This is a genomic window from Kribbella capetownensis (genome assembly GCF_004331485.1).
Taxonomy (GTDB): Bacteria; Actinomycetota; Actinomycetes; order Propionibacteriales; family Kribbellaceae; genus Kribbella; species Kribbella capetownensis.
The window spans coordinates 562,499-587,856 of record NZ_SJKD01000005.1; the positions used below are offsets into that span (position 1 = coordinate 562,499).

A 25,358-nucleotide genomic window follows, 5' to 3' on the forward strand; every position below is an offset into this window, starting at 1 on the left:
GCCCGTGCTCTCCGCGGGCAGAGTCGTCCCAGATGCTCTGGCTCACTCCCGCCCCAGATCCCGGTGTACGACCAACGTCGGTGACCCTCTCTCGCGCAGCCTGCGGGCGATCTCCTCGGCCATCGCGACGCTGCGGTGCTTACCCCCGGTGCAGCCGATCGCGACGGTGACGAAGCGCTTGCCCTCGTTCAGGTAGCCGGTCCGCAGGGTGTCCAGCACGTCCACGTAGTTCTGCAGGAACTGCTGGGCCAGCGGATGGCCGAGGACGAAGTCTGACACAGGCTTGTCCTGCCCGGTCATCGGGCGCAGATCCGGCTGCCAGTACGGGTTCGGGATGAACCGCATGTCGGCCACCACGTCGGCGTCGACCGGGATGCCGTACTTGAACCCGAACGACACCACGGTCGCCCGCAGCTCGGCGTTCTCCTCGTCGCCGAAGGCGTTCACGATCTTCGCGGCGAGCTGGTGGATGTTCATGTTCGACGTGTCGATGACCAGGTCCGCGCCGGCCCGGATGTCGCCGAGCAGTTCGCGTTCGCGCTGGATGCCGGTCAGCAGCCGGCCCTCGCCCTGCAGCGGGTGCGGCCGGCGGACGCTCTCCTGCCGGCGCACGATCACGTCGTCGGAGGCCTCCAGGAACAGCGTCAGCGGCCGATACCCCTTCAGCCGCAGGTCGTGGATCGCCGAGCTCAGCTCGTCGAAGAACAGCCCGGTGCGTACGTCGACGACGATCGCGAGCCGCGGCGCCGCGCCGGTGCCGACGACCTGCTCGACGAGCGTGGTGAGGAACATCGGTGGCAGGTTGTCGACCACGAACCAGCCGAGGTCCTCCAGTACGTCCGCGACCGAGCTCCGTCCCGCGCCGGACATGCCGGACACGATGATGAGATTGCCGCCCGAGTCGTCCATCAGCTCTCAGTTCTCCCTGGGTCCCCGTCGGGCGCCCCGGCCGGCGCCGGGACGTCGTCGTCCAGTATCTCGCCTGTGGCGGTGTTCACCGACGGCGCCCGGCCGGTGTCGGCCTTCGTTGCGGCAGCGTTCACCGCCAGTACGACGGACTCCGCCGTACGACGACCGAACCCGGGCAGGTCGGCGACCTCGTCGACGGTGGCCTGACGCAGCTTCTTCAAGGACCCGAAATGCCGCAGCAGCGTCTTGCGCCGCACCTCGCCCAGGCCGGAGACCTCGTCGAGGACGCTCTCCACCATCGACTTCGACCGCCGGTTGCGGTGGTGGGTGATGGCGAACCGGTGCGCCTCGTCACGCAGCCGCTGCAGGAGATACAGCCCTTCGGACGTGCGGGAGAAGATGACCGGGTCCTCCTCGTCCGGGACCCAGACCTCCTCCAGCCGCTTGGCCAGGCCGACGACCGGGATGTCGCCGAGGCCGAGCTCGTCCATCGCCTGCCGCGCGGCCGCGACCTGCGGCGGACCACCGTCGACAACGACCAGGCCGGGAGCGTAGGAGAATTTCCGCGCGCGGCCGGTCTCCGGATCGATCAAGCCCGCCGCCGGGTCCTCGCCCTCTTGCAACGTGGCCCGCTCGTCCAGCAGCCGCTTGAACCTCCGGGTCAGCACCTCGGCGATCGAGGCGACGTCGTTCTGCCCGTCGACACCCTTGATGACGAATCGCCGGTATTCGCTCTTGCGGGGCAGGCCGTCCTCGAAGACGACCATCGAGGCGACCACCTCGGTGCCCTGCAGGTTCGAGACGTCGTAGCACTCCAGCCGCAGCGGCGCCTCCGGCAGATCGAGCGCGGCCTGGATCTCCTCCAGCGCGAGGTTGCGAGTGGTCAGATCGCTGGCCCGCTTGGTCTTGTGCATGGTCAGCGTCTGCAGCGCGTTCCGGCCGACCGTCTCCATCAGCGCCTTCTTGTCGCCACGCTGCGGGATCCGGATGAACACCTTCGAGCCGCGCAGCTCGGACAGCCACTCGGTCAGCGCCTCGGCGTCGTCGGGCTCGGTGGGGACCAGGATCTCCCGCGGGATCACGTCGCCCGAGTCACCGGCGTACGTCTGCTGGATGAACCGCGAGACCAGATCGCCGGTGGTCGCCGTACCGTCGGCCTTGTCGGCGATCCAGCCGCGCTCACCGCGGATCCGGCCGCCGCGCACGTAGAAGATCTGCACCGCGACCTCGAGCGGGTCCTCGCTGAGGGCGATCACATCGGTGTCGGTGCCGTCGCCGAGGACCACCGCGTTCTTGGCCAGCGCCTTCTCCAGCGCGGCGAGGTCGTCGCGAATCTTCGCGGCCCGCTCGTACTCCAGCTCAGCCGCGGCGGCCTTCATCTCCTTCTCCAGCCGGCGCACGTACGTCGCGGTCTGGCCGGACAGGAAGGCAGCGAAGTCGTCGACGATCTTGCGGTGCTCCTCCTGGCTCACCTGACCGGTGCAGGGAGCGGCGCACTTGCCGATGTAGCCGAGCAGGCACGGGCGGCCGATCTGGCGGTGCCGGTTGAACACGCCCTTGCTGCACGAGCGCATCGGGAACACCCGCAGCAGCAGGTCGACGGTCTCGCGGATCGCCCACGCGTGACTGTACGGACCGAAGTACCGCACGCCCTTCTTCTTCTGGCCCCGGCCGACCATCACCCGCGGGTAGTCCTCGTTGAGGGTGATGGCGAGCCACGGGTACGACTTGTCGTCGCGGTACTTCACGTTGAAGCGCGGGTCGTACTCCTTGATCCAGGAGTACTCCAGCTGCAGCGACTCGACCTCGCTGCCGACCACGGTCCACTCGACCTTCGCGGCCGTCGTGACCATCGCCTGGGTGCGTGGGTGCAGGTTGATCAGGTCCTGGAAGTACGACGACAACCGGGCCCGCAGGTTCTTCGCCTTGCCGACGTAGATCACCCGTCCGGCGGCATCACTGAAGCGGTAGACACCGGGTGAATCGGGGATCGACCCTGGAGCGGGACGGTACGAGGACGGATCAGCCACCCAACCACCCTAGTTCGGTTCGCCGACAAATCCGGAATTCCGCCAAAGTCTCTACTACAGCTTCAATGACACACTTGAAGGCATGAACTTCGACGAACTGGATCGGCTGATCCGCGCGTACGACGGCCTGCGGGTACTCGAGGCCCAGGACGACCTGTTCTACCTGTACGACCCGGCCGCGGACCTGCCGCCCGAGCGGCAGCAACCCTTCGCAACGATCGTCACCGGCGACCACTACGAGAAGGTCTCCCGATTGGACGAGCCCGGCGCGTGGCGACTCAACATCGGGCTGACCAAGGCGACGTACACCTCACTCTTCGGACCGGGGCCGACCGAGCGGGATGCCGAGTGGGTGCTCGACTCGGGTCACGACTACGCCCAGCGCGACCAGCTGATGCCGCACCCGTTCTACGCCTCGCAGTACTGGGTCTGCATCGTCTCCCCCACCGAGCTCGACCCGCTGAAGCCACTGCTGACGGAGGCCTACGACTTCGCCGCCCGCAAGTACGACCGGCACCAGGCACGGCAAACCAAGTGAACATTGCGGTCATGTTGCGGGTTGTCCCATAAGGCCGGTTTGACCCCCGGTTGGGATGAGCGCTCTCTCTAGCCTGTGACCCAGGGTAGACAGGCAGGTCCTTTGCGTGAGGCAACAAGGCCTTGCGCTGACTCGAGGGAGTTCCGCCCATGTCCCTATCCGTACGCAGGCCACGTGCTGTTCTCGGCGCCGTGGCAGCGGCCGCGCTCGCCGCCACCGCGATCGTCGCCACCGCAGCCGGCAGTGATGCCGCACAGCAGGCCGACGTGACGATCCGCGGCGCCGGCACCGCAGACGCGATCCCAGGCAGCTACATCGTCGTACTCGCGGGCCAGCGCTCGCAGGCCCAGACCCGGGCCACCAACCAGAGCCTGGCGAGCAGCTACGACGTGAAGGTCCGCGACCAGTACGACGCGTCGATCAAGGGCTTCTCGGCGAGCATGAGTGAGGAGCAGGCGAAGAAGCTGGCCGGCGACGAGCGGGTCGCCTACGTCCAGCAGAACCAGAAGATCACGGTCAGCCAGGACGACCCGCCGTGGGGCCTGGACCGGGCCGACCAGCGTGATCTGCCGCTGGACAAGAAGTACGAGGCAGCCACCACCGCCGACAACGTGAACGTCTACGTGATCGACACCGGCATCTACGCCGAGCACAAGGACTTCGGCGGCCGTGCGTCGGTCGGCACCGACACGGTCGGCGACGGCCAGAACGGCGTCGACTGCATGGGCCATGGCAGCCACGTGGCCGGCACCATCGCCGGTACGACGTACGGCCTCGCCAAGGGCGCCAAGGTGTTCGGTGTCCGGGTGCTCGACTGCAGCGGTTCGGGTTCGACCGAGTCCGTGGTGGCTGGGATCGACTGGGTGACCAAGAACGCGAAGAAGCCCGCGGTGGCCAACATGAGCCTGGGCGGAGGGGCGGACGACGCGCTGGACGCAGCGGTGAAGGCGTCGGTCGACTCCGGTGTCACCTACGCCGTTGCCGCGGGCAACGAGAGTTCGGACGCGTGCGGCGGCTCGCCGGCCAAGGAGCCGTCGGCGATCACGGTCGGCGCGACCGACGACCAGGATCAGAAGGCGACGTTCTCCAACTGGGGCAAGTGCGTCGACCTGTTCGCACCGGGTGTCGACATCACGTCGGTCGGCATCACCGACCCGGACGCCACCGCCAAGATGAGCGGTACGTCGATGGCCACGCCGCATGTGGCCGGTGGGGTCGCGCTCTACCTGGCGGACCACCCGGACGCGACGCCGGCTGATGTCGCGACCGCTCTGGTCGGCGCCTCGACGCCGGACAAGGTGGGCGACCCGGGCACCGGCTCGCCGAACAAGCTCCTGTTCGTCGGCAAGGCCGACCCGGCACAGGGCTGACAGTGATGTGAAAGGCCCGGTGGCTCTCGCAGAGCGGCCGGGCCTTTCGCTGTCTGTCAGGCGGACTGCACGATGTTGCTGCCCTCGACGGCCACGTTGATCGCCGGCAGCGGGCGCTGCGCCGGACCGCTGGTCGGGCTGCCGTCGCTGATGCTGAAGTGGCTGCCGTGGAACGGGCAGACGATCTGTCCGCTCTCGATCGAGCCCACCGGGTTGCCCTGGTGGGTGCAGACCGCGGAGAAGCCCTTGAACTGGCCCGCGGCCGGCTGCGTCACGACCACCTTCGCGTCCTCGAAGATCTTGCCGCCACCGACCGGTACGTCGGACACCGGGCCGAGGACCGTGCCTCCGCTCGCACTGGACGGTGGCGCGGAACTGGTCCCGCTGGTCGGCGCCGAGCTGGTGCCCGTCGTCGGTGCCGAGCTGGTGCCGGTCGTCGGCGCGGAGCTGCTGGTACCGCCTCCGGCCGTGTCGTCGCCACCGCCACAGGCCGCGAGAATCGGGGCGCCGGCACCCACGAGTGCAGCCATGGCCGCACAGCGCAACACCGTCCTCCGGTCGCGCAGGCCTTCGGGCGCGGAGGCCGCGTCGGTGGTTGGCTGCGGGGTGGGTGGTGCCATGGTGTCATCGCTCATGAATCTGGACCTCCAGGAGCCGGGGGGCGAGGTAGTAGTTGAACACTCTGACACCGGATCAAACGACCAGCTGAGGCGAACGGTTCAACCGGCGCGGGATTCAACCAGGATTTGAGAGTTTGCTGAGAATCAGCTGGCAGTACGGGTGACGGTGTCGACCACCCGCGCGGCCAGGTCGAGTACGGCGCGCCGTGTCTCGGCCTGGAGCTCCTCGGTGTGCATCGGCCAGGCCTGCGCGATGTGGACGTCGTACGGCAGCACGACCGGCTCCAGACCGCGTTGCCGGAACGCCTCGACCAGCCAGTTGATCGAGCCCGGGTGGACATTCTCGACCATGGTGATCACGATGACGCCGCGGCTCAGCAGCACGTCCTGTCCGTCCGGGGTCAGCTGGTCGAGCTGCGTCAGGCAGTAGTTCGCGACCTGTTGCGCGGACGGAACGACGAGCACAGCGCAGTGCCCCGACGACGCCATCTCAGTAGCGACCGCGTCGAACATGGTCCCCGGACAGTCGACCACGGCCAGACCGACATCGCGTGATCCCTGGATCTGCACCTCGGCGAGCGACGTACGGACTGCTTCTGGGTGCGGATCGGCGCGCAGCAGACTGACACCCTCGATCGGACCGGCTCCCGGGGACAGCTCGAGCCGTCGCGACAGTTCCGCGCCGGCCGGGTCGACGTCCACCGCGACCACGCGATCTGTGCGTTGTGCCGCGAGCATGGTGGCGAGCAGTGCGGTGACAGTCGACGTACCGCCGTCTGTGACCGGACTCAGTACGCCGACGCGGCGCATGATCGCGATCGGACGGCGGATGGTCGCGATGTGGTCGACGTCGCGCTGCATCCGGCCGGACGCACCGACCAGGTACGCCGCCTCGGACGCGATCCTGCGGAAATGCCGGAACACCGAGTCGCCCTCGTCAGCCTCCTGCTGCGGCTGCGGCGCTCCCCACCCGTCTTGCTGAGGTGGAGGCGGCGGCTGCTGCGGTGGTGGCGGCGGCGCGTACTGGTAGGGATCCGGCTGCTGCGGCGGGTACTGCTGTTGTGGGTACTGCTGTGGCGGGTATTGCTCCTGCGGATACGGCTGTTGCGGGTACTGCTCGTACGGCTGCTGTGGTGGGTAGTACTGCTGCTGCGGCGGGTACGGCTGCTGGTCGTACTGCGGCTGGACGTACTGCTGCTGCGGGTACTGCTCCTGGGGGTAGGGCTGGGGCGGGTACTGCTGCTGCGGTGGCGCCGGGGCAGGCGGTGCTTCCGGACCCGGTTCCGCGGGGGCCGGCGGGTTGTCGGTGCGGGCCTGTTCTTCGGCCGGTGGCTGCTCCGCCATCTGGCGCAGCATGTCACCCTGCCAGTTCGATTCAGTCATTCCATCCGGTCGTCAGAACGCGTGCAGCAGTTTGGAGTAGACGCCGAACACACCCAGCGCCAGGGGGACCGTCACGATGATCGCCCCGACCTCAAGATAGTCGAGCAGTTGCGTGAGCCGCGCGCGGACATGCTCGGCCGGTGCGAAACCGAGACCGAAGGCGCAGAACATCGCCACCAGCACCAGCAACCCGAGTGCGATGAACGCACCACCCTGACCGTTCAGCGCCGCGATCAGCACGCACCCAGTCACGATCGTGAACGCGGCCGCGAACAGCACGGCCACCTCACTCACCAGCGGATACAGCCGCGACCGCGACGCAAGCAGGAACGCCAGCACGAGCGCCAGGGCGACTGCCCACGCACCGCCCTGCCGGAGCAGCATGATCCCGGCGACCCCTGACGACACGGCGATCGGCACGGTCGCCAACGCGAGACCAAGGTGCGCCGCGTTCAGTGCACTCTGCACGTCGCCGCGCATGATCTCCTGGCCGGACGCGCGACGGTCGTCCAGGTTGGACAGTCCGGACAGCGCCAGCGCCATCCGCGGCAGCAGTCCGAGCAGCAGTACGGCGAGCAGCGCCGCGAGCGCACCGACCCGCTCGGTGGCCAGTCCGGTGCCGACACCGATCATCCAGACCGCGACGAACAGGATCGACGTCGCGGAGGCGACCGCGCCACCACCGGCCACGCCGGCGGCGGCGTACAGCAACGGTCCGAAGGCAAGGCAGAGTGCGCCGAGCGTGATGACGAGCCCGAGATCCCATCCAGCGTCGAGCGCCCAGAAACCCACCGACAGCGCCAGCAGCACGGTCGCGATCGTGACCAGTGGGATCGCGACCACCTTGCTTCCGCCGCGGCCGAGGGCGATGCCGATGAAGGCGCAGATCGCGGCCAGCACCACCAGGATCGCCGCGGTCAGCGCGTTCGGCGCGGCCACCAGCAGCGAGATCGCGCCGGCGATGATCGAGAACACCAGCCCGGCTCCGGCCAGGATCCGCCGGTGCGCGGGCTTGAACGTCGTACCGCGGCGGCGCTTGAGGTCCTCGACCGCTTCCTCGGTGACGTCGTACACGGTCGGAGGCGGCGGCAGCTCGCCCTCGGCCGCGAGCCGCAGCACCGTGCCGTCGATGATCTGCGCGGACGCGAGTGTGCCCTCGGGCGGCACCAGCGCACCTGCGGCCGTGGTCAGGAACCGTCGCTGCGGGGTCTGTTGCAACGGCTCGTCCAGCATCCGCAGCAAGTCCGGCAGCAGTACGCCGAGCGGCTCGTCGGCGGGCAGCACCGCATCCAGCCGACGGCGCTGCCCGATCACCGTCACCCGGCTGTACACGCTCATCGATTCCTACTCCTGTCGTACGTGGTCGTCACTTCCGGCCGGCCAGAGCCTCGGCCGGGATGAGCTTCTTCATCAGGGCCGCGTACTTCTCCCAGTCGCGCGGGTTCCGGCCGTTCCCGATCGGGTACCAGATCGCGGGCGCGTGCGCCGGGCCGATGGCCAGGGCCTTGCTGATCCCCTCGACCTTCACCATCTCCGCCACGCTGGAACCCTCGACCGCCTCGTGGCCGGCCGCGATCCCGATCGGGCTCGCCATCGCGGCGAACCGCGGCTGGTAGGTCCCGTCGGCGGCGCCGTACGACCCCATCACCATCGCCGAGATCAGCTCGAAATTGTCGGCGATCTCGTCGATCCAGTCGCCGACCTTGTTCACGTCGGGGAAGTCCATCCCGGGCTGCGCGACCGCCAGCGTCACGGTCTCGTCCAGGCCGGACTGGGTCCGGCGAGTCTCCAAGGTGCCGACCGCCGGCCGGAACTCCTCGCCGGGCTGCCCGGCGAGGATCAACCAGGTCGGATCCGGCGCCCGGCCACGGCAGTACTCGGTCAGAGCCTCCGGGCTCCAGGGCTGGGTGACGGGCTCGGACGTCGACCAGCCGGCCGGTCCGGTGCCGGTCGTCGCCGTGAACAGCCGCTCGGCGACCCGGCCCAGCACCAGGCTCGCGACCGGCTTGTGCCGGACCCGCACGGTGAACTGCAACTGGCCGAACAGGTCCTCCTGGACGGCGAAGTCCGGGTGCAGGTCCGACGTCTGCTCCCCTGGCTTGGCCGTCGACCGGGCCAGGAACTGCTCGCCGTTCCACTTCAGCCGGACCCCGTTGAGGCCGTCGAAGTAGTCCCCGTCGTCGGCGGTGACGACCCACTTCGCGTTCAGGCCGCCGAACAGTGTCGAGCGGACCGGCCAGGTGAGCCTCGACGTCTTCGGCGTGATCAGCTGGACGTCGCGGCCGGCCGCCTTGGCCGACGTCAGCGCGTCGCTGAGCCAGGCCGACATGCCGATCACCGGGCGGTCCTGCATGACGACGGCGACCTTGTCGGTGATCAGGTCGACGCCCGGGCTGAAGGTCAGGTCGTTCGGCATCTCAGTTCGTCCCTTCGGTCTCGGGTGCCCCGGCGCTCGCGGACGTCCAGACCTTGCCGCCGAGCCGGTCGATCAGCGAGTTCGCGTACTTCTCCGCCACTTCGCGGCCACCCTTGGTCGCCGTTGCGCGGATCTCCACCCACCACGCCGGCGTCTGCACCGGACCCACGCCGGGACCGAGCATCCGCTCGACCTCACCCGGCACCTGGATCAGCAACGGCAACTCGACCGATACCAGTGGCTGGTCGTCGGCGTCGCACAGCTGGACGACGGCCCCGTCGCTGACCGCGCGGACACCGAGCTCCTCCCCCGCGGCCTGCAGGCCTGCCAAGATGTCGTCGCTCGACGGGCGCCCGTCCACGAGCGCCACCAGGTCGTAGGTCATGTCGTTCCTCCGCTGCTCTGGGCGACGGCCGGTGCCGGGTCCGCCATCGCCGTCTGCACCAGCTCGGCCCCGTCGCCCCGTCGTACGAACAAACCGCGGCCGGGCGGGTAGTCGCCCGGGTAGGCCCCGGTGAAGAGCTGTCCCTCGCTGCGGTCGCCGGACAGGACCAGACCGGCCGCTCCGGACTCGAGCACCGCGGACATGAACGGCTCGTACATCTGCCGCGACGCACCCGAGGCGCGCCGGGTGACGATGAAGTGCAGCTTGATGTCGCGGCCCGACGCGACGTACGGCAGGAACGCGTCCATCGGCGACTGGCCGCCCGACGTCAGCAGGTCGTAGTCGTCGGCCAGTACGACGATCCGCGGGCCGCCCTGCCCTGCCTCGGGGATCGCGCCGGTGTCGTCCGGCATCCGCTTCGCCAGCTCCTCCGACACCCCGTTCGCGAGCCCGGCGGCGACCCGGCCGGTCGGCGCGTAGCCACCGACGTACGCCTCCGGGACGAACTCGCGCAGGCCGCGCCGCGGGTCCATCACCGCGAACACGAGTTGGTCCGAGGTGTGCTGGTCGAGCAACTGCTGCACGACCAGCCGGACGATGTTGGTCTTGCCGGAACCGCTGTCACCGAAGACGACCAGGTTGGTGTCGCGGCCGGCCAGGTCGAGATACACCGGTGCCAGCGCCCGCTCGTCCACACCGATCGGGACGACGGCCGGTTGCCGGACCTCGTCGGCCACCTGGTTGCGCGGCAGCTGCAGCGGCAGGATCCGGATCTGCGGTGCTCGCGGACCCTGCCAGGTGGACCGCGCCGCCACCGCCTGGGCCTCGAGAACGTCGGTCAGGTTCGTGTCGTCGGCCGCACCGTCGATCCGGGGCAGCGCGAACTGGGCGTACAGCTTGCTGCCCGGGATCAGCATCCGGCCCGGGCCCGCCTTGCGCAGCACTTCCTGCAGGCGCCGGTCGATGTTGGAGTCCGACGGGTCGTTCAGCCGGAGTTCGAGCATCGTCCCGAACATCGACTGGTTCTGCATCCTGATGTCGTTCCACCGCATCATCGCCGTGACCACGTGCACGCCGTAGCTGCTGCCCCGCTGGAGGATGTCGGTGATCGGCTCGTCCAGTTCGTCGAACGTGGTCCGGATCGCGCCGAAGTTGTCGATCACCAGGACGACGTCCGCCGTCGGCAGCTCCGGGAGGCTGCCGGCCGCGTGGTCCGCGCGCAGCGCCTCCATCGTGTCGATGGCGTGGTTGCGGAACACCCGCTCGCGCTGGTCGATCATGCCGCGGATCTCTTCGACCGTCCGCCGGATCCGCTCCCGGTCGGTGCGCAGCGCGACACCGCCGACGTGCGGGAGCTCGGCCAGCGCCTGCATGCCGCCACCGGCGAGATCGAGCGCGTAGATCGCGACCTCTTGCGGCGTGTGGGTGTGCGCCAGCGAGGTCACCAGCGTCCGCAGCGCGGTCGTCTTGCCGGACTGCGGTCCGCCGACGATCGCGGCGTGACCACCGGCGCGGGTCAGGTCCAGCCGGAAGACCTCCTGGCGCTGGTTGGCCGGGTCGTCGACCACACCCACCGGCGGGCACATCTGCGGCGACCGCACCGCCAGCTGCAGCCCACGGCCGTCGACGTAGTCCGCACGGCCGGCCAGACCGTCCAGCGTGCAGGCGGCGGGCAGCGGCGGCAGCCAGATCTTCAGCACCGGCTGCGCCGTACGGCGTACCTGGTCGACGAACACGTTCAGCACCGTCGGACCGGTCGTCCGCTCGGTCGCCTTCTCCTCGACCGGCTTGCGAGCCTCCAGCTCCGCCTCGGACTGCTGGTACGGCGTCAGCTCGTGCGGCCGGACGTACTCGCCCTCGACCTCGACGACCTCGTCGGCCGGCGGGACGTACGGGCCGGAGATGTACGCCGCCCGGAACCGCTGGTAGACGCTCGTGTCGACCTTCAGGAACCCGAAGCCCGGCAGCGGCGGCAGGTGGAACGCGTCGGTGGTGTCCAGCACCGTCCGGCTCTCCTCCTCGGAGAACGTCCGCAGGCCGAGCCGGTACGACAGGTAGGTCTCCAGTCCGCGCAGCTTGCCGGACTCGATCCGCTGGCTGGACAGCAGCAGGTGCACACCGATCGACCGGCCGATCCGCCCGATCGAGAGGAACAGGTCGATGAAGTCCGGCCGCTCGTTCAGCAACTCGCCGAACTCGTCGATGATCACGAACAGGTGCGGCAGCGCCGGCAGGTCCGGGTTCTGGTCGCGGTGCAGCCGGTAGTCGGTGATGTTGGCGATGTTGCCCGCGTCCTTCAGCACCTGCTGGCGGCGCAGCACCTCGCCTTCCAGGCTCTTGTACGCGCGCTCGATCAGACTGGCGTCGTCACGCAGGTTGGTGATGATGCCGGCCACGTGCGGCACACCGGCGAACGGCGCGAACGACGCACCACCCTTGAAGTCGACCAGAACCAGCGCGAGATCCTCCGGACTGTGCGTGGCCAGCAGCGCCAGCACCATGGTCCGCAGTACCTCGGACTTCCCCGAACCGGTCGCACCGATGCACAGGCCGTGCGGGCCCATACCGAGCTGGGCGGATTCCTTCAGGTCGACCAGGACGACGGCGCCGCTGTCGTCGACCCCCAGCGGGACCCGCAGGAACTGCCGGTCGGACCGCGGCTTCCACAGCTGGTTGAAGTCCAGTTCGGCGACGTCGCCGATGCCGATCAGGCCCATGAAGTCGACGTCGTCGAGTTGGGCGTCCTCCTCCAGCGACTCCGCCGACAGCCGCAGCGGCGCGAGCTCGCGGGCGACGCCCTCGGCCACCGCCGCGTCCAGGTGGTCGACCTGGCCGCTGGCGACCATCGGGTACTGTCCGCGCAGGTCCTCGATGCGGACGTCGTCGCCGTACACGGTGATGCGCATCGTCACCGAGCTCGGCTCCTGGACGCGATCGGCGACCAGGTGCAGGACGGTGACACCGAGCTCACCGGGGACGAGGGAGTCGTCGGCCTGCGGCCGGACCTCCGCCGCGACGTCGCCGTACGTGTCGTGCAGGACCAGGATCCGCTGGGTCAGCTTGCGGCGGTCCTCGAAGCTCACCGAGCCGCGGCGCGACTCGGTCGCCCACTGGACCCGCTCGGACAGGTCGTCCGAGAGCAGTTGCGACAGCTTCTGCGGCGTGTCGGCGATCCGGCGGAACGGCGTCGGGCCGTCCGCGCGCTCTGGATCCTGGACATGCGGCAGCCAGCTCAGCCACTGCCAGTCCGGCAGCGCGGCCCGCGGGTACGCGGCCGCCAGGATCACGTCCTCCGGTGCGTGGAACACCGCCGTCTGCACAAGGAGTGACCGAGCCACCCGGACGACGCCTTCGCGGTCGCCGATGATGCTGACGTTGCCGACGTGGTCCAGCGGGACCGTCAGCGGCATGTCCGGCATCAGCGTGAATCGCCGTACGAGGGCGTTGGCCTCGGCCATCATGAACTGGTCCGGGGGCTCCATCGCGGAACCGCCCTGGCCGACCGTCGCCGGGACCACCGGCACCCGGCCGCTGCCGCAGCGCGGCTGCAGGAAGTCACTGTCGGTACGGCGCCGCTCCCACAGCCGGGACACATCCACGACACAGTCGAGCAGTGCATCCGGCGGCGGATTCAGCTCGAGCGCCTGGGCCCGGGCCTTCCGCTCCTCTTTCGAGAAGTCGTCCCGCATCCGCTCCAGGTAGTCCAGGTAGCGGGTGCGCTGCTGCTTGCGGTCCTTGCCACCCTTGCCGCGGGAGGCGATCATGCCGCCGATGGAACCGACCATGGTGAGTGCGAGCAGCCCGACACCGACCATGACCATCGGACCGGAGCGGCCCATCGTCATCATCGCGACCGAACCGATGCTGCCGACCATCGGCAGCAGCATCTGCAGGGCGCCGCCGCCTCCACCGCCGCCGGCACCACCAAGACTCGGTGCGACCTCGATCACTCGCTGCTGCTGCACCCCGGGGGCGGGTGTGCGCCGCGCCGGGCGGTGCACGATCCGGCTTGCCACTAAGGTTTTCCTCCGCTGGACCAGCCCGCGGTTGCGCGGGGGACTTCGTACTTCTTACCGACGGACGTGCGAGACACTCTAGTGGTGGGTGAGGTCAAGGGATGACGGGCGCGAACGATTCCACCGTGGTGGAAATGATTTCGGATCTCGCACCGATCTGGTTACCGGGTTGCGTGGTGGACGCCGACGAGCGGACCGTGGAGGTCGGCTGGGGCCGGGGTGCGCTGCAGATGTCCGCGGTGGTCGGCGTCGGCGAGATCGTCAATCGTTGCCTCCAGCTACCACAGCCGCGCTGGCCGGAGCAGATCGAGGCCTGGCTGCGGGCCGTCGTCGCGGAGGGTGAGCTCGCCACCGAGGAGCACCGGTACGGCGACGTCGGCGAGCGTCAGCGTGCCTTGCTGGTGCAGCGCGGCTGGTCCGCCCGGACGGCGGGTCCGGTCGCCGACGCGTTGATCCCGTTCGGGGACCACTTCGAGGTCGTCGTCTTCGTCCGTACCGGCGACGAACTGCGCCGGCTGACCGTGGTCCGGCGCGCGATGCTCGGGCTCGCCGATCCCGGCGTACCGTCACCGGTGCAGTTGTCCCTGGCCGAGATCGCCGACCTGGAGCCGCAGCAGCACGACGGCTTCACCGTCCTCGGCCGCGACGACGACCCGCTGGTCTCGATGGCGATCGTGGACCGGGAGAACTTGTTGCCGCAGGCATCGATGGGAGCGGGCCTGTTGATCGGCGTACCCCGGTTGAGCACGCTCGCGTACTGCCCCGCCGACGCCGGGCAGGCGCGCGCCGACGCGCTGGCCCGGTGGGTCGCCGAGAGCTACCAGGGCGCGCCGGACCGATGCTCGCCGGATCTCTTCTGGTTGCAGGGTGACCAGATGGTCCAGGTTCCGGTGACGCTGGCGACACCGCCGACCGCCGTACTCCCGGCCGCGGTCAAGCCACAGCCGCGGCGGACCTGGCTGCGGCACCTGTTCGGCCGCTGAGGCCCGCTACTTCCTCGGCCTGCTACTTCTGTGAGGGCGACGGGCTGACCGGGCCGGAGGTCGTTGCCGTCGGCACCGGCTGCTGGTTCTTCTCGTTCTCCTTGGCCATCGAGGTCTTGAAGTACGAGACACCGGCACACCCGGCGCAGGCGACGGCCCCGATCATCACGCTGGCGAACACCTTCCCGGTCTGCTCGGTCAGCGTGTTCCGGGCCCGCTCGGCCCCGAACAACCAAGCCTCCCGCAACCGCCGCCGCCGAACCGCAACCGACTCGATGACCTGCGTACCGTAGTTCCCAGACATCTCAGCCCTCCCGGTCCAACGCGTCCAACGCCGCCGCGTCGATCGGCACCGGTTCGAGCGCGGCCCGCTCGGCCACCGACCGGATCGGGAACTCGATGAACCCGAGCTCGATGGACCCCGGCCCCCGCGCGTAGCCTCCGCCCCGATCGAAGAGGGCGAGCATCGGCTCATACGGATCGTCCAACTGCGGGAACCGCTGCCGCGGAAGGTCGCCGAGCGCCGCCCACCGCACGATCGCCGCGGCCATGTCCGGCAGGACCGGGAACGGGTCCGCGGACGACGGGTCCGGAGCGAGCCTGGCCAGCAGCGCGGGGTCGACGGCGACCTCCGGATCCACCGCACCCGCGAGATCGCCGAAGGGCCAACCCTCCTGCGCCCCGACGGTCAGGGCCCACTGCGCCGTACGCCGGAGGAACTCGCGAGCCAGCCGTGCGCGGGACTGCTGCTGAGCGAACGCCGCGTCGTCGTCCCACTTCACGGCGAGCAGGCGCTCGACCATCCGCTCCGCGGCGGCTGTGTCGGTCACCATCCCATTTGCTCCTTCATAGACCGGACAATCTCATCCAGGTTGGCCTTGGACAAATCCTTCGCCAGGAAGCCGTCCGGGAACGGTGAGGTCAGCCCGTACATCTTCCAGAGCCTGAGCAGATCGACCTGGGCGCCGGACCGCAGCGACAACGGTGCCAGCTCGTGCGGTCCCGGCCGTTCGGGCCGGTAGGCCTCGCCCTCCCACGCCTTCGGGTCCGCGGTCTTGTACGGCACGCCGTGCTCGAGCAACTTCGCTTCGACGTACTCGTGCGCGATCAGGGACCGCAACTCGTTGACCTGCCCGGCGTCCAGGAACTTGCCGTCCATCACCTTCGTCCACAGGTCGGCGATGCCGTCCAGCGGGGTGAAGTTGCCGTGCCGGATGTCACCCGGGCCGATCGCGACGTCGTGCTTGTTGACGAAGACGTTGCGCTTCGCGACGTCGACCACTTCCTCCAACTCGGCCAGCTTGGCCGGGTCGTCGTCATGCAGGTCGAGTTCCTCGGCGACCTTCGGTACGTCGTCGTTCGCCTCCCGCACACGCCGGTACGCATTCTCCAGCTTCTCCGGCTCGTTCGTGACGAACTCGTTCTTGTCCGGCGGCCGGACCGGATACTCGCCCGGCTCCCCTTCGTGTCCCGGCGCGGGCGCCGGCTCATGACCCTGCCCGTGCGGGCCCTCAGCACTCGTCCCCTGCGAGTGCTCCGGCTCGTGACTCGACGCCGGCTGGTGCGGCTGCGGTCCGTCCGGTGCGGACCCGTACCCGCTCTGCCGCGGTGGCTGGTCGTGCCGGGCGTACGGCCCGTGCTCCTCCGGCGAATACCCCGGCCGCTGCTGCGGGTTGTAGGGCTGCCGCGGGTCGTATGGCTGCCGCGGGTCATACGGCTGCTGCGGATTGTGCGGCTGCTGCGGGCCGTGCGGTTGCTGCGGCGGCCCGTACGGCGACTCCGGCTGACGCGGAGGCCCATACGGGTCATGCCCAGCCGGCCCAAACGGCTCCTGCCCCGGGTGATACGGCTGCTCCCCCGGGCGGTGCGGCTGCTGCCAGGGCTGCTCTCCCGGGCGGTGCGGCGGCTGGCCCGGCTGCTGCGGATGCGGCTGCCCAGGCTGGTTCGGCGCATGCGGCTGCTGATGCCCCGGCCCGTACGGCGGCTGCTGATGCGGCGGCCCGTACGGCTGATGCGGCTGCCCCGGTTGCTGATGCCCTGGGTACGGCTGATGCGGCCGCTGCCCCGGGTACCCCGGCTGCTCCGGCTCCCGACGCCCCGGCCCGAACCCCGGCTCCCCCGGCTGGTTCGGCGCATGCGGCTGCTGATGCGGCGGCCCGTACGGCGGCTGCTGATGCCCCGGGTAGCCCGGCTCGCCCGGCTGGTGCGGCCCGTTCGGCTGCTGGTGCCCCGGGTACCCCGGCTGCTGCGGCTCCCGATGCCCCGGACCGAATCCCGGCTCCCCCGGTTGCCGATGTCCTGGACCAAACCCCGGCTGCTGAGGCCCCGGGTAGCCCGGCTGGTTCGGCGCATGCGGCTGCTGATGAGGCGGCCCGTACGGCTGATGCGGCTGCCCCGGCTGCTGATGCCCCGGGTACTGCTGATGCGGCTGCTGTCCCGGGTACCCCGGCTCTCCCGGCTGCTGAGGCCCGTTCGGCTGCTGAGGCCCCGGGTAGCCCGGCTGGTTCGGCGCATGCGGCTGCTGGTGCGGCGGCCCGTACGGCTGATGCGGCTGCGCCGGCTGCTGAGGCCCCGGATACGGCTGATGCGGTGGCTGTCCTGGCTGATACCCAGGCTGCTGCTGCCCGGGGTGATAGCCCTGCTGCGGCCCGTAGTCCGGCTCGGCATGGGGCGGACCATAGTCAGGCTGCTCGTGCTGTCCAGGCCCAAACGACTCACCTGGCTGGTGCTGGCCCGGGCCGAACGACTGCCCCGGCTGAGGAGGCCCGTAGTCCGGCTGGCCGGGGCCGAAGGGCTGGCTCGATTGGGGCGGGCCGTAGTCCGGCTGACCTGGACCGAATGACTCGCCCGGGTGCGACGGACCGTAGTTGGGCTGGCCTGGGCTGCTGGGCGGCTGGTGCTGGCTTGGGGCGAACGGGTCGGCTGGCTGGTGCGGCTGGCCAGGGCCGAACGGTGCCGTCGGGTGCACAGGCTGGCCGGGGACGGACAGGTCTACCTGAGGCTGCGGCGGGTGCTGCGGCGACGGGTAGCGGCTCTCCGCCTGCTGGCGCCAGTAGGAACTCGTGTTGTCAGGCTCCACCGAAACCCGCGGCGCCTCGCCGACATGCGGGTCAGCCGGACCGCCGTGGTCACGCACATGCACGTGCCACGTCTTGGTGTCCGGATCGAACTCCAGCTTCGTCGGATAGAACGACGTGTGCGGCGGGTGGATGACCTCGTCCACGCCGAGGTGCGGATCACGCAGGAACGACATGTCTTTGCCGTGGTGAGCATCGATGTGCATGACCACCCGAGCCGGCGCGTACTGCCCGCCGCTGAAGATCTCAGCGCCGGCCGGATCCTTGTCCGAGTGCGTGAACGCCGGCTCCCGGACGGTGTTGCCCGGCGTGTACCGGTCCAGGAACGCCTGCAGTTCGCCCGGTGTGTCGAAGGTGATCCCTCGATGGATCTCCCCCACATGGTCGGGCAGCCTGTTCATCGCCGACGTCGCCACGCGGACGAGCGGCATCCGCTCGACATTCGGGTCGCCTGCACGGAACGCTCGGTTGATGTCCTGATGAGGCATCCCGAGCATCTCTTCCATGGCATTGAGCTCGACGTCCGACAGGTCGTCGATCTGATCCCCGAGCTGCGCGCGACCACGCCCCCGGTGCTCAGCCATCTTGGCCCGGTCGATCGACCGCAACGTGGCCCGGTACGCCGCCTCGTCCTGCGCCGAAGCCCGGAACCCCCGATCAGCCAACTCCGACCGCGCAAGCGGCCCGCCATCCTCCACCCGCCCAGCCCCAAACTGCTGAGCCCCACGCCCCTCCGCCGCACGCGCGCCGGAAGCGTGCGTGTCCGGCGCGCCGGTCTCTGGCGCATGTGCATCCGGTGAATGCCCCTCAGGAACACGCGCATCAGGTGCGTGCGCATCCGGGGTCCGTGTCGCGGGAGCCTGCGTGTCCGCGGTCCACCTCTCCGGCGCCCGCGTCTCAGGCGCGTGTGTGTCCGGCGCCTCTGGAGTATGCCCATCCGGCGAACGCCCGTCGGGCGCATGTGTGCTCGGCGCACGGCCCTCAGGTGCGTGCGTGTCCGGGACGTGCGTCTCCGGTGTATGTCCGTCCGGTGCGCGAGTCTCCGGGGTGTGCCCCTCCGGCGCATGCGTGTCCGGCGTACGCCCCTCCGGCGCGTGGGTCTCCGGCGTCCGTCCCTCCGGTGTCCGTCCCTCCGACGCACGACCCTCCGGCGCATGCGTGTCCGGCGCTCGGCCCTCCGGCGCGTGCGACTCCGGCGTACGGCCCTCCGGCGCGTGCGTGTCCGGCGCTCGACCCTCCGGCGCCTTGGACTCCGGGGTGCGTCCGTCGGGTGCGTGTGGGTCTGGCGTGTGGCCGTCCGGGGCACGCGTGTCCGGGGCGTGTTGTGGCTGCTCCGGGGTGTGGGTTGGCGCGTCTGGTGGGTTGAGGCGGTTCGCGATGGACGGGTTCGCGTCGGGAGCTCCCGAGACGGGACGTACGTCGCGCTGGAAGCGCAACTGGGACGCCGGCGGGGTGTTCGGCGAGCGCGGGATGCCGTCCCAGCGTCCGCCTGGTTCACGGGTGGCGAACATGATGGAGTCGATATCCACCGGCCGGCCGTTGGCGTCGTGGTACGGGTTCACCGGGTGCGGGGACGTGTGACCGGGCGGGAACGAGTCCACCAGCTTGCCGCCCGGAGGCTGCGCGTCCAGGAACTTCACCCGGCCGCCCTCGTCGACGAAGGCGTTGAAGACGTGCCCGCCGGTACCGCCCTTCCAGGTTACGAAGATGTTCGCGTGCGTGCCCGGCGGCTTGCCGGACAGCGCGTCGAACACCCTGCGGTACGCCGCGTTCGTGAAGTCCGCCGGGTTGTGCGGACCCTGCGGCGCCGCCATCTTGTTGTCCGGGTGGAAGTCGTCCAGGTCCATCCACTCGAGGGTCCCCTCGGGATCCTCGCCGCTCTTGAACGCGTTCCCGGACGCCAGCCGCGGCTCACCACCGTTCAGGATGTCGGCGACGTTCCGCGAGATGTCCGGGCAGTTCATCCGGTAGTGCGGGCTGAGGTCGTGGTCGGGGTTGACCCGGCCAACCCAGTCCGGCACGTTGCTCACCGGCGGGTCGCCGACCGAGTCGGTCAGCTCGCCCCAGCGCGGGTCCTCCCGCCGCGCCGGAATGTGCTGGTGCGGGTCGACCATCGAGCGCGGCTTTCCCGGCTCCGGACGCAGATAGTCCGGCTTCAACCGATCGATCTCGACCTGCCGACGCAGCGGGTCGTCCCACTTCGGATCATTCGCTGCGTCATGCGGCCGATTCGGCGCCCCCGGCGCGTTCGAGTGCGGCGCGTTCGAGCGCGGCGTGTTCGGGTGCGGCGCGTTCGGCGTACCCGGGGCGTTGGAATGCGGTGCGTTCGGTGTGCCTGGGGTGTTTGAGTGCGGTGCATTCGGCGTGCCGTGAGGTCCGCCGACGTGCCCTGGTACGCCGGGGTGCATCGGCATCACCGGCTGGACGACGGGGTCGGCGTTCCTCGCCGCGGGCGCCACGTCCGGCGCCCGTGTGCCCGGCGTCTCCGGCGTGTGCGTGCCAGGGGTCTCTGGCGTGTGCGTGCCGGGGGTCTCTGGGGTGTGCGTGCCCGGGGTCGTCGACTCGGGCGTATGCGGCGTCCCGGTTTCCGGCGTGCGTGGAGTGTGCGTGCCGGGAGTCTCCGGGGTACGCGTGCCGGGGCTCTCCGGGGTACGCGTGCCGGGGGTCTCCGGGGTACGCGTGCCGGGGGTCTCCGGAGTGCGCGTGCCGGGTGGGTCCGGCGTGTGGCTGGTTCCTGGCGTGTGCGTGCTCGGCGTCGACGGCTCGGGTGTCCGGCCCGGTGTGGTCGACTCCGGCGTGCGCGTCGAGCCCGGCGTCCCGGATTCCGGAGTGTGCGTGCCGGGTGAGTCCGGCGTGTGGGTGGTGCCCGGGGTGTGCGAGCTCGGCGTCGTCGACTCGGGCGTGCGTGTGGTTCCCGGGGTCGTGGTGGAGTCCGGCGTACGCGTGGTGCTTGGTGACGTGGAGTCCGGGGTCCGGGTGCCGCTCGGCGTTGTCGAGTCGGGTGTGCGGGTCGAACCAGGTGCCGAGGACTCCGGCCCGCGGGACGTGCCCGGCGTCGTCTGCCCGTCAGGAGTGCGCGTCGTGCCTGGCGTCGTCGACTCCGGCGCGCGTGAGGTGCTCGGCGTGGTGGAGTCCGGGGCGCGGGAGGTGCCTGGGGTGGGCTGGGTGTCGGGGGCGTGGGTGGTTTGAGCTGGCATTTGGGTGGTCGGGGCCGGGGAGTTGCCGCCGGGTGTGGTGCCGGGGCCGGTGTGCGCGGCGGGCGACGTCGTGCTCGGGTCGGCGTGGGACAGCGGGGCCGACGGGGCGTCGCTGACCGGACTCTGCGGCGTGCCGCCTGTGTCGTGTACCGCGGGCGTGTCCACCGATGGGCTGTCGACCGTCGGCGCATTCGCGTGGGCAGACGGCGTGCTGACGTCCGGGGTGTGCGACGTCGTACTGATGTCCGGCGTGTCCGGCGTGCTGACGTCGGGGGTGTGTGCCGACGGTACGTCGATCTTCGGGACGCCCTGCAGCTTGAAGGTGTCGCCGACGATCGGGATCTTCGACAGGCCGCCGACCACGTCGCCGACCTTCGGGATCTTCGTCACCGCGCCGAGGACGCCGTCGTGCAGGGCGATCCTCGTCCCCTGCGCGAACTCGGCCACCTTGGCCACCTTCGCCACCGCCAGGCTCGCAGCGCCGAACTTGCCGGCCATCGCCGCGGTCTTGATAGCACCGGCACTACCGCCACTGGCCACGGTCGCGACCACATTCGTGAGCGCCATGCCGAACGCTTTGCCCGGGTTCTTCGCCCACTCGTCCCATGCGACGAAACCCTTGACCATGCCCAGGCCCATCTGGGCGCCCTGCTCGCTGTACGACTTGACCGCGTCAGGCCGGGTGTCCAGGCCGGTGAGCTGATCGAAGCCCCACCACGCGAGCTCGATGGGCGCTGTCGCCAGATGGGCGACCATCAGGCCGAGGCCCTTCCAGGCGTTGCCCGCGTCCTCCCAGGTGGGCATGTCCCACCCGAGCTTGTCCTTCGCCCAGTCCCGAACGCCGGGGATGCTCGCGATCGCGGGCAGCACCGGGATCAGGGTCAGCAGACCCTCGAGCGTCTCACCGACTACGGTGACCACACCGACGACGAAGTTCACCGGGAACTCGAGGCAGTCCTGCCACAGCGGCTTGTCCCGCTCCTCGGGCGTTCCCCACGCCTCCGGTGGCGGATCGCCGTCCTGCTCCTTCTGCTCCGGCGGCTTGTCCCCCTCGCGCACACCGGTCTTCGGGTCCCAGGGCTTACCGCCGTGCAGTTTGACGATCTCGTTGGCGGCGGTGAAGCAGAGGTTCGGAATCTCCTCCCGGACGATCCGGCGGACGTCCTCGACCATCCGGTTGTTGTCGTCGATCATGTCCTGATCGTTTTTCCACTCCGGGTTGCGGTTCTTCCGCCGATGCCACTCGTACGCCTCCTCCCGGATGTCCTTCAGCGTGCCGAGCTTGCCCCGGACGTCGCCGGTCAGGTTGGTCAGATGCCGCGACATGGCCGGCAGACTCGGACCGAACTCGGTCAGGTTCGTCTGGATCTTCTTCGTCGAGTTGACCAGAACCTCACGCTCCGGCGCGTGGTACACCCCGTTCAGGCGCTGGAACGTGTTGTGGACGTTGTTGCCCAGGTCGGTGAACTTCTGCCCGAGGCCGCTCAGTCCTGGCACGTTCTGCTCGAGCGCCGTGACCACGGTCGAGATCTTCTCGATCGGGATGCCGTTCGGTTCGATCATGTCGGTTCAATTCCTCGGTCGCGCTGGGTCAACAGAATGCTGGTTCCGCCGGGGGTACGGCGACGTACGCTCAGGCCTGTGGCCGGGCCGCGGCCATCGCCTCGTCGAGCGACTGCTCGCTCGGGGCGAACGAGCTGACACCGTGCTCGGCCACCAGGAACACCTGGTTGGCGTAGCCCGGCGGCACGAAGACCAGGAACTCCTCGGCGGGCCGCGCCTGCCAGTCGGCCAGATCCTCCGGCGTCGCGCCCAGGTCCGGCGACGGCGCCTGCGCCGTCAGCCACTCGGCCAGCCGGACCCGCCCTGCCTCGATCACCTCGGCCGGCACCTCGGCCGGCTGCTGCTCACTCATTCCGCCCTGTTCCCTCCGGTCGGCCGGGTCGAGCCGGGCGGCTTCGGGATCTCGCCCCGCCCCGCGGCCTGCTGCGCGTTCAGGACCATGTCGTGCTGGCCGTTCATGTAGGCCTTGACCGCGTTCGACGCGCCGGTCAGCGAGGAGCCGACCTGCTTGGCGGCGGCCTCGATCGTCGGCTGCCAGTGCTGGGCGTACTCCCCGATCGCGACCGCGACGACGGCGAAGGCGTCGTACTTCAACGGGGTGATCAGGTTGGTCAGCTTGTCGCCGTAGTCCTTGGACAGCTTGTTGAACGGCTCGGCCGCCGTCTGTGTGTCCGTGAGGACCTTGCTGGTACCGGCGACGTCGATGTCCCAGTCCACTCTTGCTCCTCCGAGGGGTCGGGGGCCAACTTGGGCTCACAAACCGGCCCGGACGCAGCCACTCGCTGGCCGGCGTCCGGGACCGTGCGGATCCGGCGGTGCGTCAGCCGATACCGTCGACCGCGGCGGACGCCTTCTTCAGCGTCGCGGCGGCGGTGGCGTCGTTCGCCGACATGGTGTCCTGCAGCGACTTGATGATCGCCAGTGTCGACGCGGCCGCCTTGTCGAAGCGCGCCTCGACGCCGCGGTACTTCTCGGTCACGTCGGTGGCCGAGGCGTCCCCGAGCGCGGCGGCGACGTTCTTCTTGTGCGCCGCGATCAGACCCTCGATCTGGCCGGAGAGGTTCTTGATGGTCGTCTGCACCTCGCCGGAGGCGGCAGTGTCGTAGCTGTTGCGGTTCGCCATCGTCAGTTCCTCTCTCAGCGCTTGCCGAACTTGGCGGCGTTGAAGTCCGCTCCGCCCTGGTTCTTCTTCGCGGTGTCGGCCATCTCCGTGTCACCGCCGCGGAAGGCGGCGTCCATCCCGGACTGGCCCTGGTTGATCGCCGCGAGGCCGGCGTTCAGGTCGCCCGCAATGCTGTCGACGTTGGCCTTGAAGGCCATGAACGCCTGCTTGCCTGAGCCGTTCATCTTGCCTTCCAGCGGTTGCGCCGCGGCGACCAGTTGCTTCACCAAGCCGCCGAGGTCCTGCGTTCCGGTCGTGGTCTTCTTGGCCAGTTGGCCCAGGGTGTCCTGGCCCATGTCCCAGCGTCCGCTCACAGTCTCTCCTTCGCAGTGTCGTTGCGCCGCACCGTCAGGTTAGTGGTCGGACCGGGTCACCCGGCGAACCTCGTCGGCAGTCCGGTCACTTTCGGCTCAGCTCGAGCAGAGTCATCGCGCAGCGGCCCGAACTCGTTGCCTTATTCAACTTGGCGAGTCGACTGAACTCTTCTGAGCACCAGTTGGTACTGCAGCGGCCGCTGGGAGAGGGTGTGTGGCGTGCCAATCGCTGAGTTGGGCCGTGTGGTCGAGTTCGACTCCGGTCTGCGGTGGAGGGTGCTGTTCCCCGAGCTGGAGCATGCAGCGGCATCGGGCGATCCCCCATCTCCATCGGCGCCAGTTAGTGAAGCGCGTTCAGCTCGTCAAGGGCGCGATGGCCGCGCTTGACCACCCCTGGAACGACCTCGTGGCGCCCGTGACGGATGGGGAACTCGAGCCTCACGAGGATCTGTGTCGCTACGAGCACCGCCGCCCCCTCCCAGCCGACCAGGTCGAGGATCCTCGTCGACAGCCGCCTTCGGACTCCGTCCAGCGGACCCTGGAAGGTGTGCCACTGGAGGGTGGTGAGATCAGTCGCCCGCGTGCCGCTACCTGCGTTCCCGATATCCACAACCGCCACCACCGCTCCGTCACGGACGAGGACATTGTCGGGCTTGAAATCGGCATGGACCATGTCAGGTGCCGCTCGTGGTGGTGAGACGTCGGCACACATGAGCCGCAGGCGCTCGACCAAGGCCGACACCACGGAGGAGTACTCCGACAGCCCGGCGACAGCCCTCGACAAACTCGGAGCCAAGTCTTGACCGAATTCCTGACCGGTGGCGAGCCGCCAGGCGTACGACCAATGGTCGTAGGGCTCGGAGGCTTGGCCGGCCTGGAGTTCGTTGATCTCCATCAGCTGCTCAACAAGGGACGGGGTCAGCTCTGGCGCTGGAGCCGCATCAACGAAGTCGATCAGGTGCCATACGTGAGTGGCTGTGGCCCCCACTCCGAGCCAGGCCGGGGTGGGATAGCCGCGCCTACGCATGCGCTCGACGATTCTCTGGGTTCGCAACGACTCGTCCAGCTGGTTGGGGCGTGCCCGGGGCCATGCTTTGAGCACTGCATTTGCCCTTCCGGCCAACTGGACGCGCATGGCACCCACATCGAAGCCTCCGGGTAGGCGACTGAGAAGAGTGACCTCTGCCCCGACGACGCTGGCCACGTCGGCCAGGACCTCGGTCGGCAGCTCTTCGGGATCGGTGCCCTGGTTCATCGGCTCGAAGGGCCAATGAACCGCTTGGATGGCTCGTCCCGCCGAGCAGTGCGGAGCCAGGCCTCAACCTGAGTTCCACCGATAGCAGGCCGGAACCGTTCGTACGACTCCGGCACCACCCGATCCTCCAACGCGCGCGC

Annotated in this window: 19 protein-coding genes; 3 read left to right on the forward strand and 16 right to left on the reverse strand. The window is 69.6% G+C overall.

The genetic code is table 11. The annotated features are described in order from the left end of the window. Positions 1 to 42 precede the first annotated feature (42 nt). On the reverse strand, positions 43 to 909 hold the full coding sequence (gene rapZ, locus E0H75_RS24335; RefSeq protein ID WP_131515931.1) for an RNase adapter RapZ: 867 nt from the start codon (positions 907 to 909) through the stop codon (positions 43 to 45). Further along, entirely contained in the window at positions 909 to 2,939 is a 2,031-nt protein-coding gene (gene uvrC / locus E0H75_RS24340; RefSeq protein WP_131515932.1) for an excinuclease ABC subunit UvrC, read from the reverse strand. Before uvrC ends, rapZ begins: the two co-directional genes overlap by 1 nt. Before the next feature lie 82 nt (positions 2,940 to 3,021). Here uvrC and E0H75_RS24345 point away from each other — a divergent pair, with 82 nt between their 5' ends. Beyond that, positions 3,022 to 3,477, forward strand: coding sequence for a DUF6194 family protein (locus E0H75_RS24345; protein WP_131515933.1), 456 nt, complete (start codon positions 3,022 to 3,024; stop codon positions 3,475 to 3,477). A 149-nt stretch (positions 3,478 to 3,626) separates the two neighbouring features. Next, positions 3,627 to 4,847: a S8 family peptidase gene (locus E0H75_RS24350; RefSeq protein WP_131515934.1), complete on the forward strand. Its 1,221-nt coding sequence runs from the start codon at positions 3,627 to 3,629 to the stop codon at positions 4,845 to 4,847. A 56-nt stretch (positions 4,848 to 4,903) separates the two neighbouring features. Here the strand turns inward: E0H75_RS24350 and E0H75_RS24355 are convergent, their stop codons facing one another. The 6 genes from E0H75_RS24355 to eccCa form a co-directional block, all read right to left on the reverse strand. Next, positions 4,904 to 5,482, reverse strand: coding sequence for a Rieske (2Fe-2S) protein (locus E0H75_RS24355; protein ID WP_238163240.1), 579 nt, complete (start codon positions 5,480 to 5,482; stop codon positions 4,904 to 4,906). A gap of 129 nt (positions 5,483 to 5,611) precedes the next feature. Next, positions 5,612 to 6,850, reverse strand: a complete 1,239-nt coding sequence (locus E0H75_RS24360; RefSeq protein WP_131515935.1) for a MinD/ParA family ATP-binding protein — start codon at positions 6,848 to 6,850, stop codon at positions 5,612 to 5,614. A gap of 12 nt (positions 6,851 to 6,862) precedes the next feature. After that, positions 6,863 to 8,188 carry an EsaB/YukD family protein gene (locus E0H75_RS24365; RefSeq protein WP_131515936.1) on the reverse strand — a complete coding sequence of 442 codons (1,326 nt, stop codon included), beginning with the start codon at positions 8,186 to 8,188 and terminating at the stop codon, positions 6,863 to 6,865. Between the two features lie 28 nt (positions 8,189 to 8,216). Beyond that, on the reverse strand, positions 8,217 to 9,266 hold the full coding sequence (locus E0H75_RS24370; RefSeq protein WP_131515937.1) for a DUF6177 family protein: 1,050 nt from the start codon (positions 9,264 to 9,266) through the stop codon (positions 8,217 to 8,219). 1 nt (position 9,267) lies between these two features. Then, complete coding sequence (locus E0H75_RS24375) at positions 9,268 to 9,651, reverse strand: hypothetical protein (protein ID WP_131515938.1); 384 nt, start codon at positions 9,649 to 9,651, stop codon at positions 9,268 to 9,270. Continuing rightward, the gene (eccCa, locus tag E0H75_RS24380) at positions 9,648 to 13,667 is read right to left on the reverse strand and encodes a type VII secretion protein EccCa (protein ID WP_131515939.1); all 4,020 of its coding nucleotides are present in this window, start codon (positions 13,665 to 13,667) and stop codon (positions 9,648 to 9,650) included. The genes E0H75_RS24375 and eccCa overlap by 4 nt, the downstream gene beginning before the upstream one ends. A 134-nt stretch (positions 13,668 to 13,801) precedes the next feature. Here eccCa and E0H75_RS24385 point away from each other — a divergent pair, with 134 nt between their 5' ends. Continuing rightward, on the forward strand, positions 13,802 to 14,650 hold the full coding sequence (locus E0H75_RS24385) for a hypothetical protein (RefSeq protein ID WP_131515940.1): 849 nt from the start codon (positions 13,802 to 13,804) through the stop codon (positions 14,648 to 14,650). A 22-nt stretch (positions 14,651 to 14,672) separates the two neighbouring features. Here E0H75_RS24385 and E0H75_RS24390 read toward each other — a convergent pair whose 3' ends face one another. From E0H75_RS24390 to E0H75_RS24425, 8 genes are all read right to left on the reverse strand, one after another. Beyond that, positions 14,673 to 14,954 (reverse strand): hypothetical protein, encoded by a 282-nt coding sequence (locus tag E0H75_RS24390; RefSeq protein WP_131515941.1) that lies wholly within the window; start codon positions 14,952 to 14,954, stop codon positions 14,673 to 14,675. A gap of 1 nt (position 14,955) precedes the next feature. Next, the gene (locus E0H75_RS24395; RefSeq protein WP_131515942.1) at positions 14,956 to 15,483 is read right to left on the reverse strand and encodes a hypothetical protein; all 528 of its coding nucleotides are present in this window, start codon (positions 15,481 to 15,483) and stop codon (positions 14,956 to 14,958) included. Then, positions 15,477 to 22,487: a toxin glutamine deamidase domain-containing protein gene (locus tag E0H75_RS44680; RefSeq protein WP_131515943.1), complete on the reverse strand. Its 7,011-nt coding sequence runs from the start codon at positions 22,485 to 22,487 to the stop codon at positions 15,477 to 15,479. Before E0H75_RS44680 ends, E0H75_RS24395 begins: the two co-directional genes overlap by 7 nt. 70 nt (positions 22,488 to 22,557) lie before the next feature. Continuing rightward, positions 22,558 to 22,839 (reverse strand): hypothetical protein, encoded by a 282-nt coding sequence (locus tag E0H75_RS24405; protein WP_131515944.1) that lies wholly within the window; start codon positions 22,837 to 22,839, stop codon positions 22,558 to 22,560. Further along, complete coding sequence (locus tag E0H75_RS24410; RefSeq protein ID WP_131515945.1) at positions 22,836 to 23,204, reverse strand: DUF6507 family protein; 369 nt, start codon at positions 23,202 to 23,204, stop codon at positions 22,836 to 22,838. The genes E0H75_RS24405 and E0H75_RS24410 overlap by 4 nt, the downstream gene beginning before the upstream one ends. A gap of 103 nt (positions 23,205 to 23,307) precedes the next feature. Next, positions 23,308 to 23,610, reverse strand: coding sequence for a hypothetical protein (locus tag E0H75_RS24415; protein ID WP_131356880.1), 303 nt, complete (start codon positions 23,608 to 23,610; stop codon positions 23,308 to 23,310). Positions 23,611 to 23,624: 14 nt separating this feature from the next. Further along, a complete protein-coding gene (locus tag E0H75_RS24420; protein WP_238163241.1) occupies positions 23,625 to 23,963 on the reverse strand; it encodes a hypothetical protein in 339 nt (112 codons plus the stop codon). Between the two features lie 340 nt (positions 23,964 to 24,303). Continuing rightward, positions 24,304 to 25,218, reverse strand: coding sequence for a phosphotransferase family protein (locus tag E0H75_RS24425; RefSeq protein WP_131515946.1), 915 nt, complete (start codon positions 25,216 to 25,218; stop codon positions 24,304 to 24,306). Positions 25,219 to 25,358: the final 140 nt, after the last annotated feature.

Coding starts and splice junctions, on each gene's coding strand:
- E0H75_RS44680 (WP_131515943.1), bottom strand. CDS start 22,487: ATGATCGAACCGAACGGCATCCCGATCGAGAAGATCTCGACCGTGGTC.
- E0H75_RS24395 (WP_131515942.1), bottom strand. CDS start 15,483: ATGGTGACCGACACAGCCGCCGCGGAGCGGATGGTCGAGCGCCTGCTC.
- E0H75_RS24375 (WP_131515938.1), bottom strand. CDS start 9,651: ATGACCTACGACCTGGTGGCGCTCGTGGACGGGCGCCCGTCGAGCGAC.
- E0H75_RS24405 (WP_131515944.1), bottom strand. CDS start 22,839: ATGAGTGAGCAGCAGCCGGCCGAGGTGCCGGCCGAGGTGATCGAGGCA.
- rapZ (WP_131515931.1), bottom strand. CDS start 909: ATGGACGACTCGGGCGGCAATCTCATCATCGTGTCCGGCATGTCCGGC.
- E0H75_RS24385 (WP_131515940.1), top strand. CDS start 13,802: ATGATTTCGGATCTCGCACCGATCTGGTTACCGGGTTGCGTGGTGGAC.
- E0H75_RS24350 (WP_131515934.1), top strand. CDS start 3,627: ATGTCCCTATCCGTACGCAGGCCACGTGCTGTTCTCGGCGCCGTGGCA.
- E0H75_RS24345 (WP_131515933.1), top strand. CDS start 3,022: ATGAACTTCGACGAACTGGATCGGCTGATCCGCGCGTACGACGGCCTG.
- E0H75_RS24365 (WP_131515936.1), bottom strand. CDS start 8,188: ATGAGCGTGTACAGCCGGGTGACGGTGATCGGGCAGCGCCGTCGGCTG.
- E0H75_RS24370 (WP_131515937.1), bottom strand. CDS start 9,266: ATGCCGAACGACCTGACCTTCAGCCCGGGCGTCGACCTGATCACCGAC.
- E0H75_RS24360 (WP_131515935.1), bottom strand. CDS start 6,850: ATGACTGAATCGAACTGGCAGGGTGACATGCTGCGCCAGATGGCGGAG.
- E0H75_RS24425 (WP_131515946.1), bottom strand. CDS start 25,218: ATGAACCAGGGCACCGATCCCGAAGAGCTGCCGACCGAGGTCCTGGCC.
- E0H75_RS24355 (WP_238163240.1), bottom strand. CDS start 5,482: ATGAGCGATGACACCATGGCACCACCCACCCCGCAGCCAACCACCGAC.
- E0H75_RS24390 (WP_131515941.1), bottom strand. CDS start 14,954: ATGTCTGGGAACTACGGTACGCAGGTCATCGAGTCGGTTGCGGTTCGG.
- E0H75_RS24415 (WP_131356880.1), bottom strand. CDS start 23,610: ATGGCGAACCGCAACAGCTACGACACTGCCGCCTCCGGCGAGGTGCAG.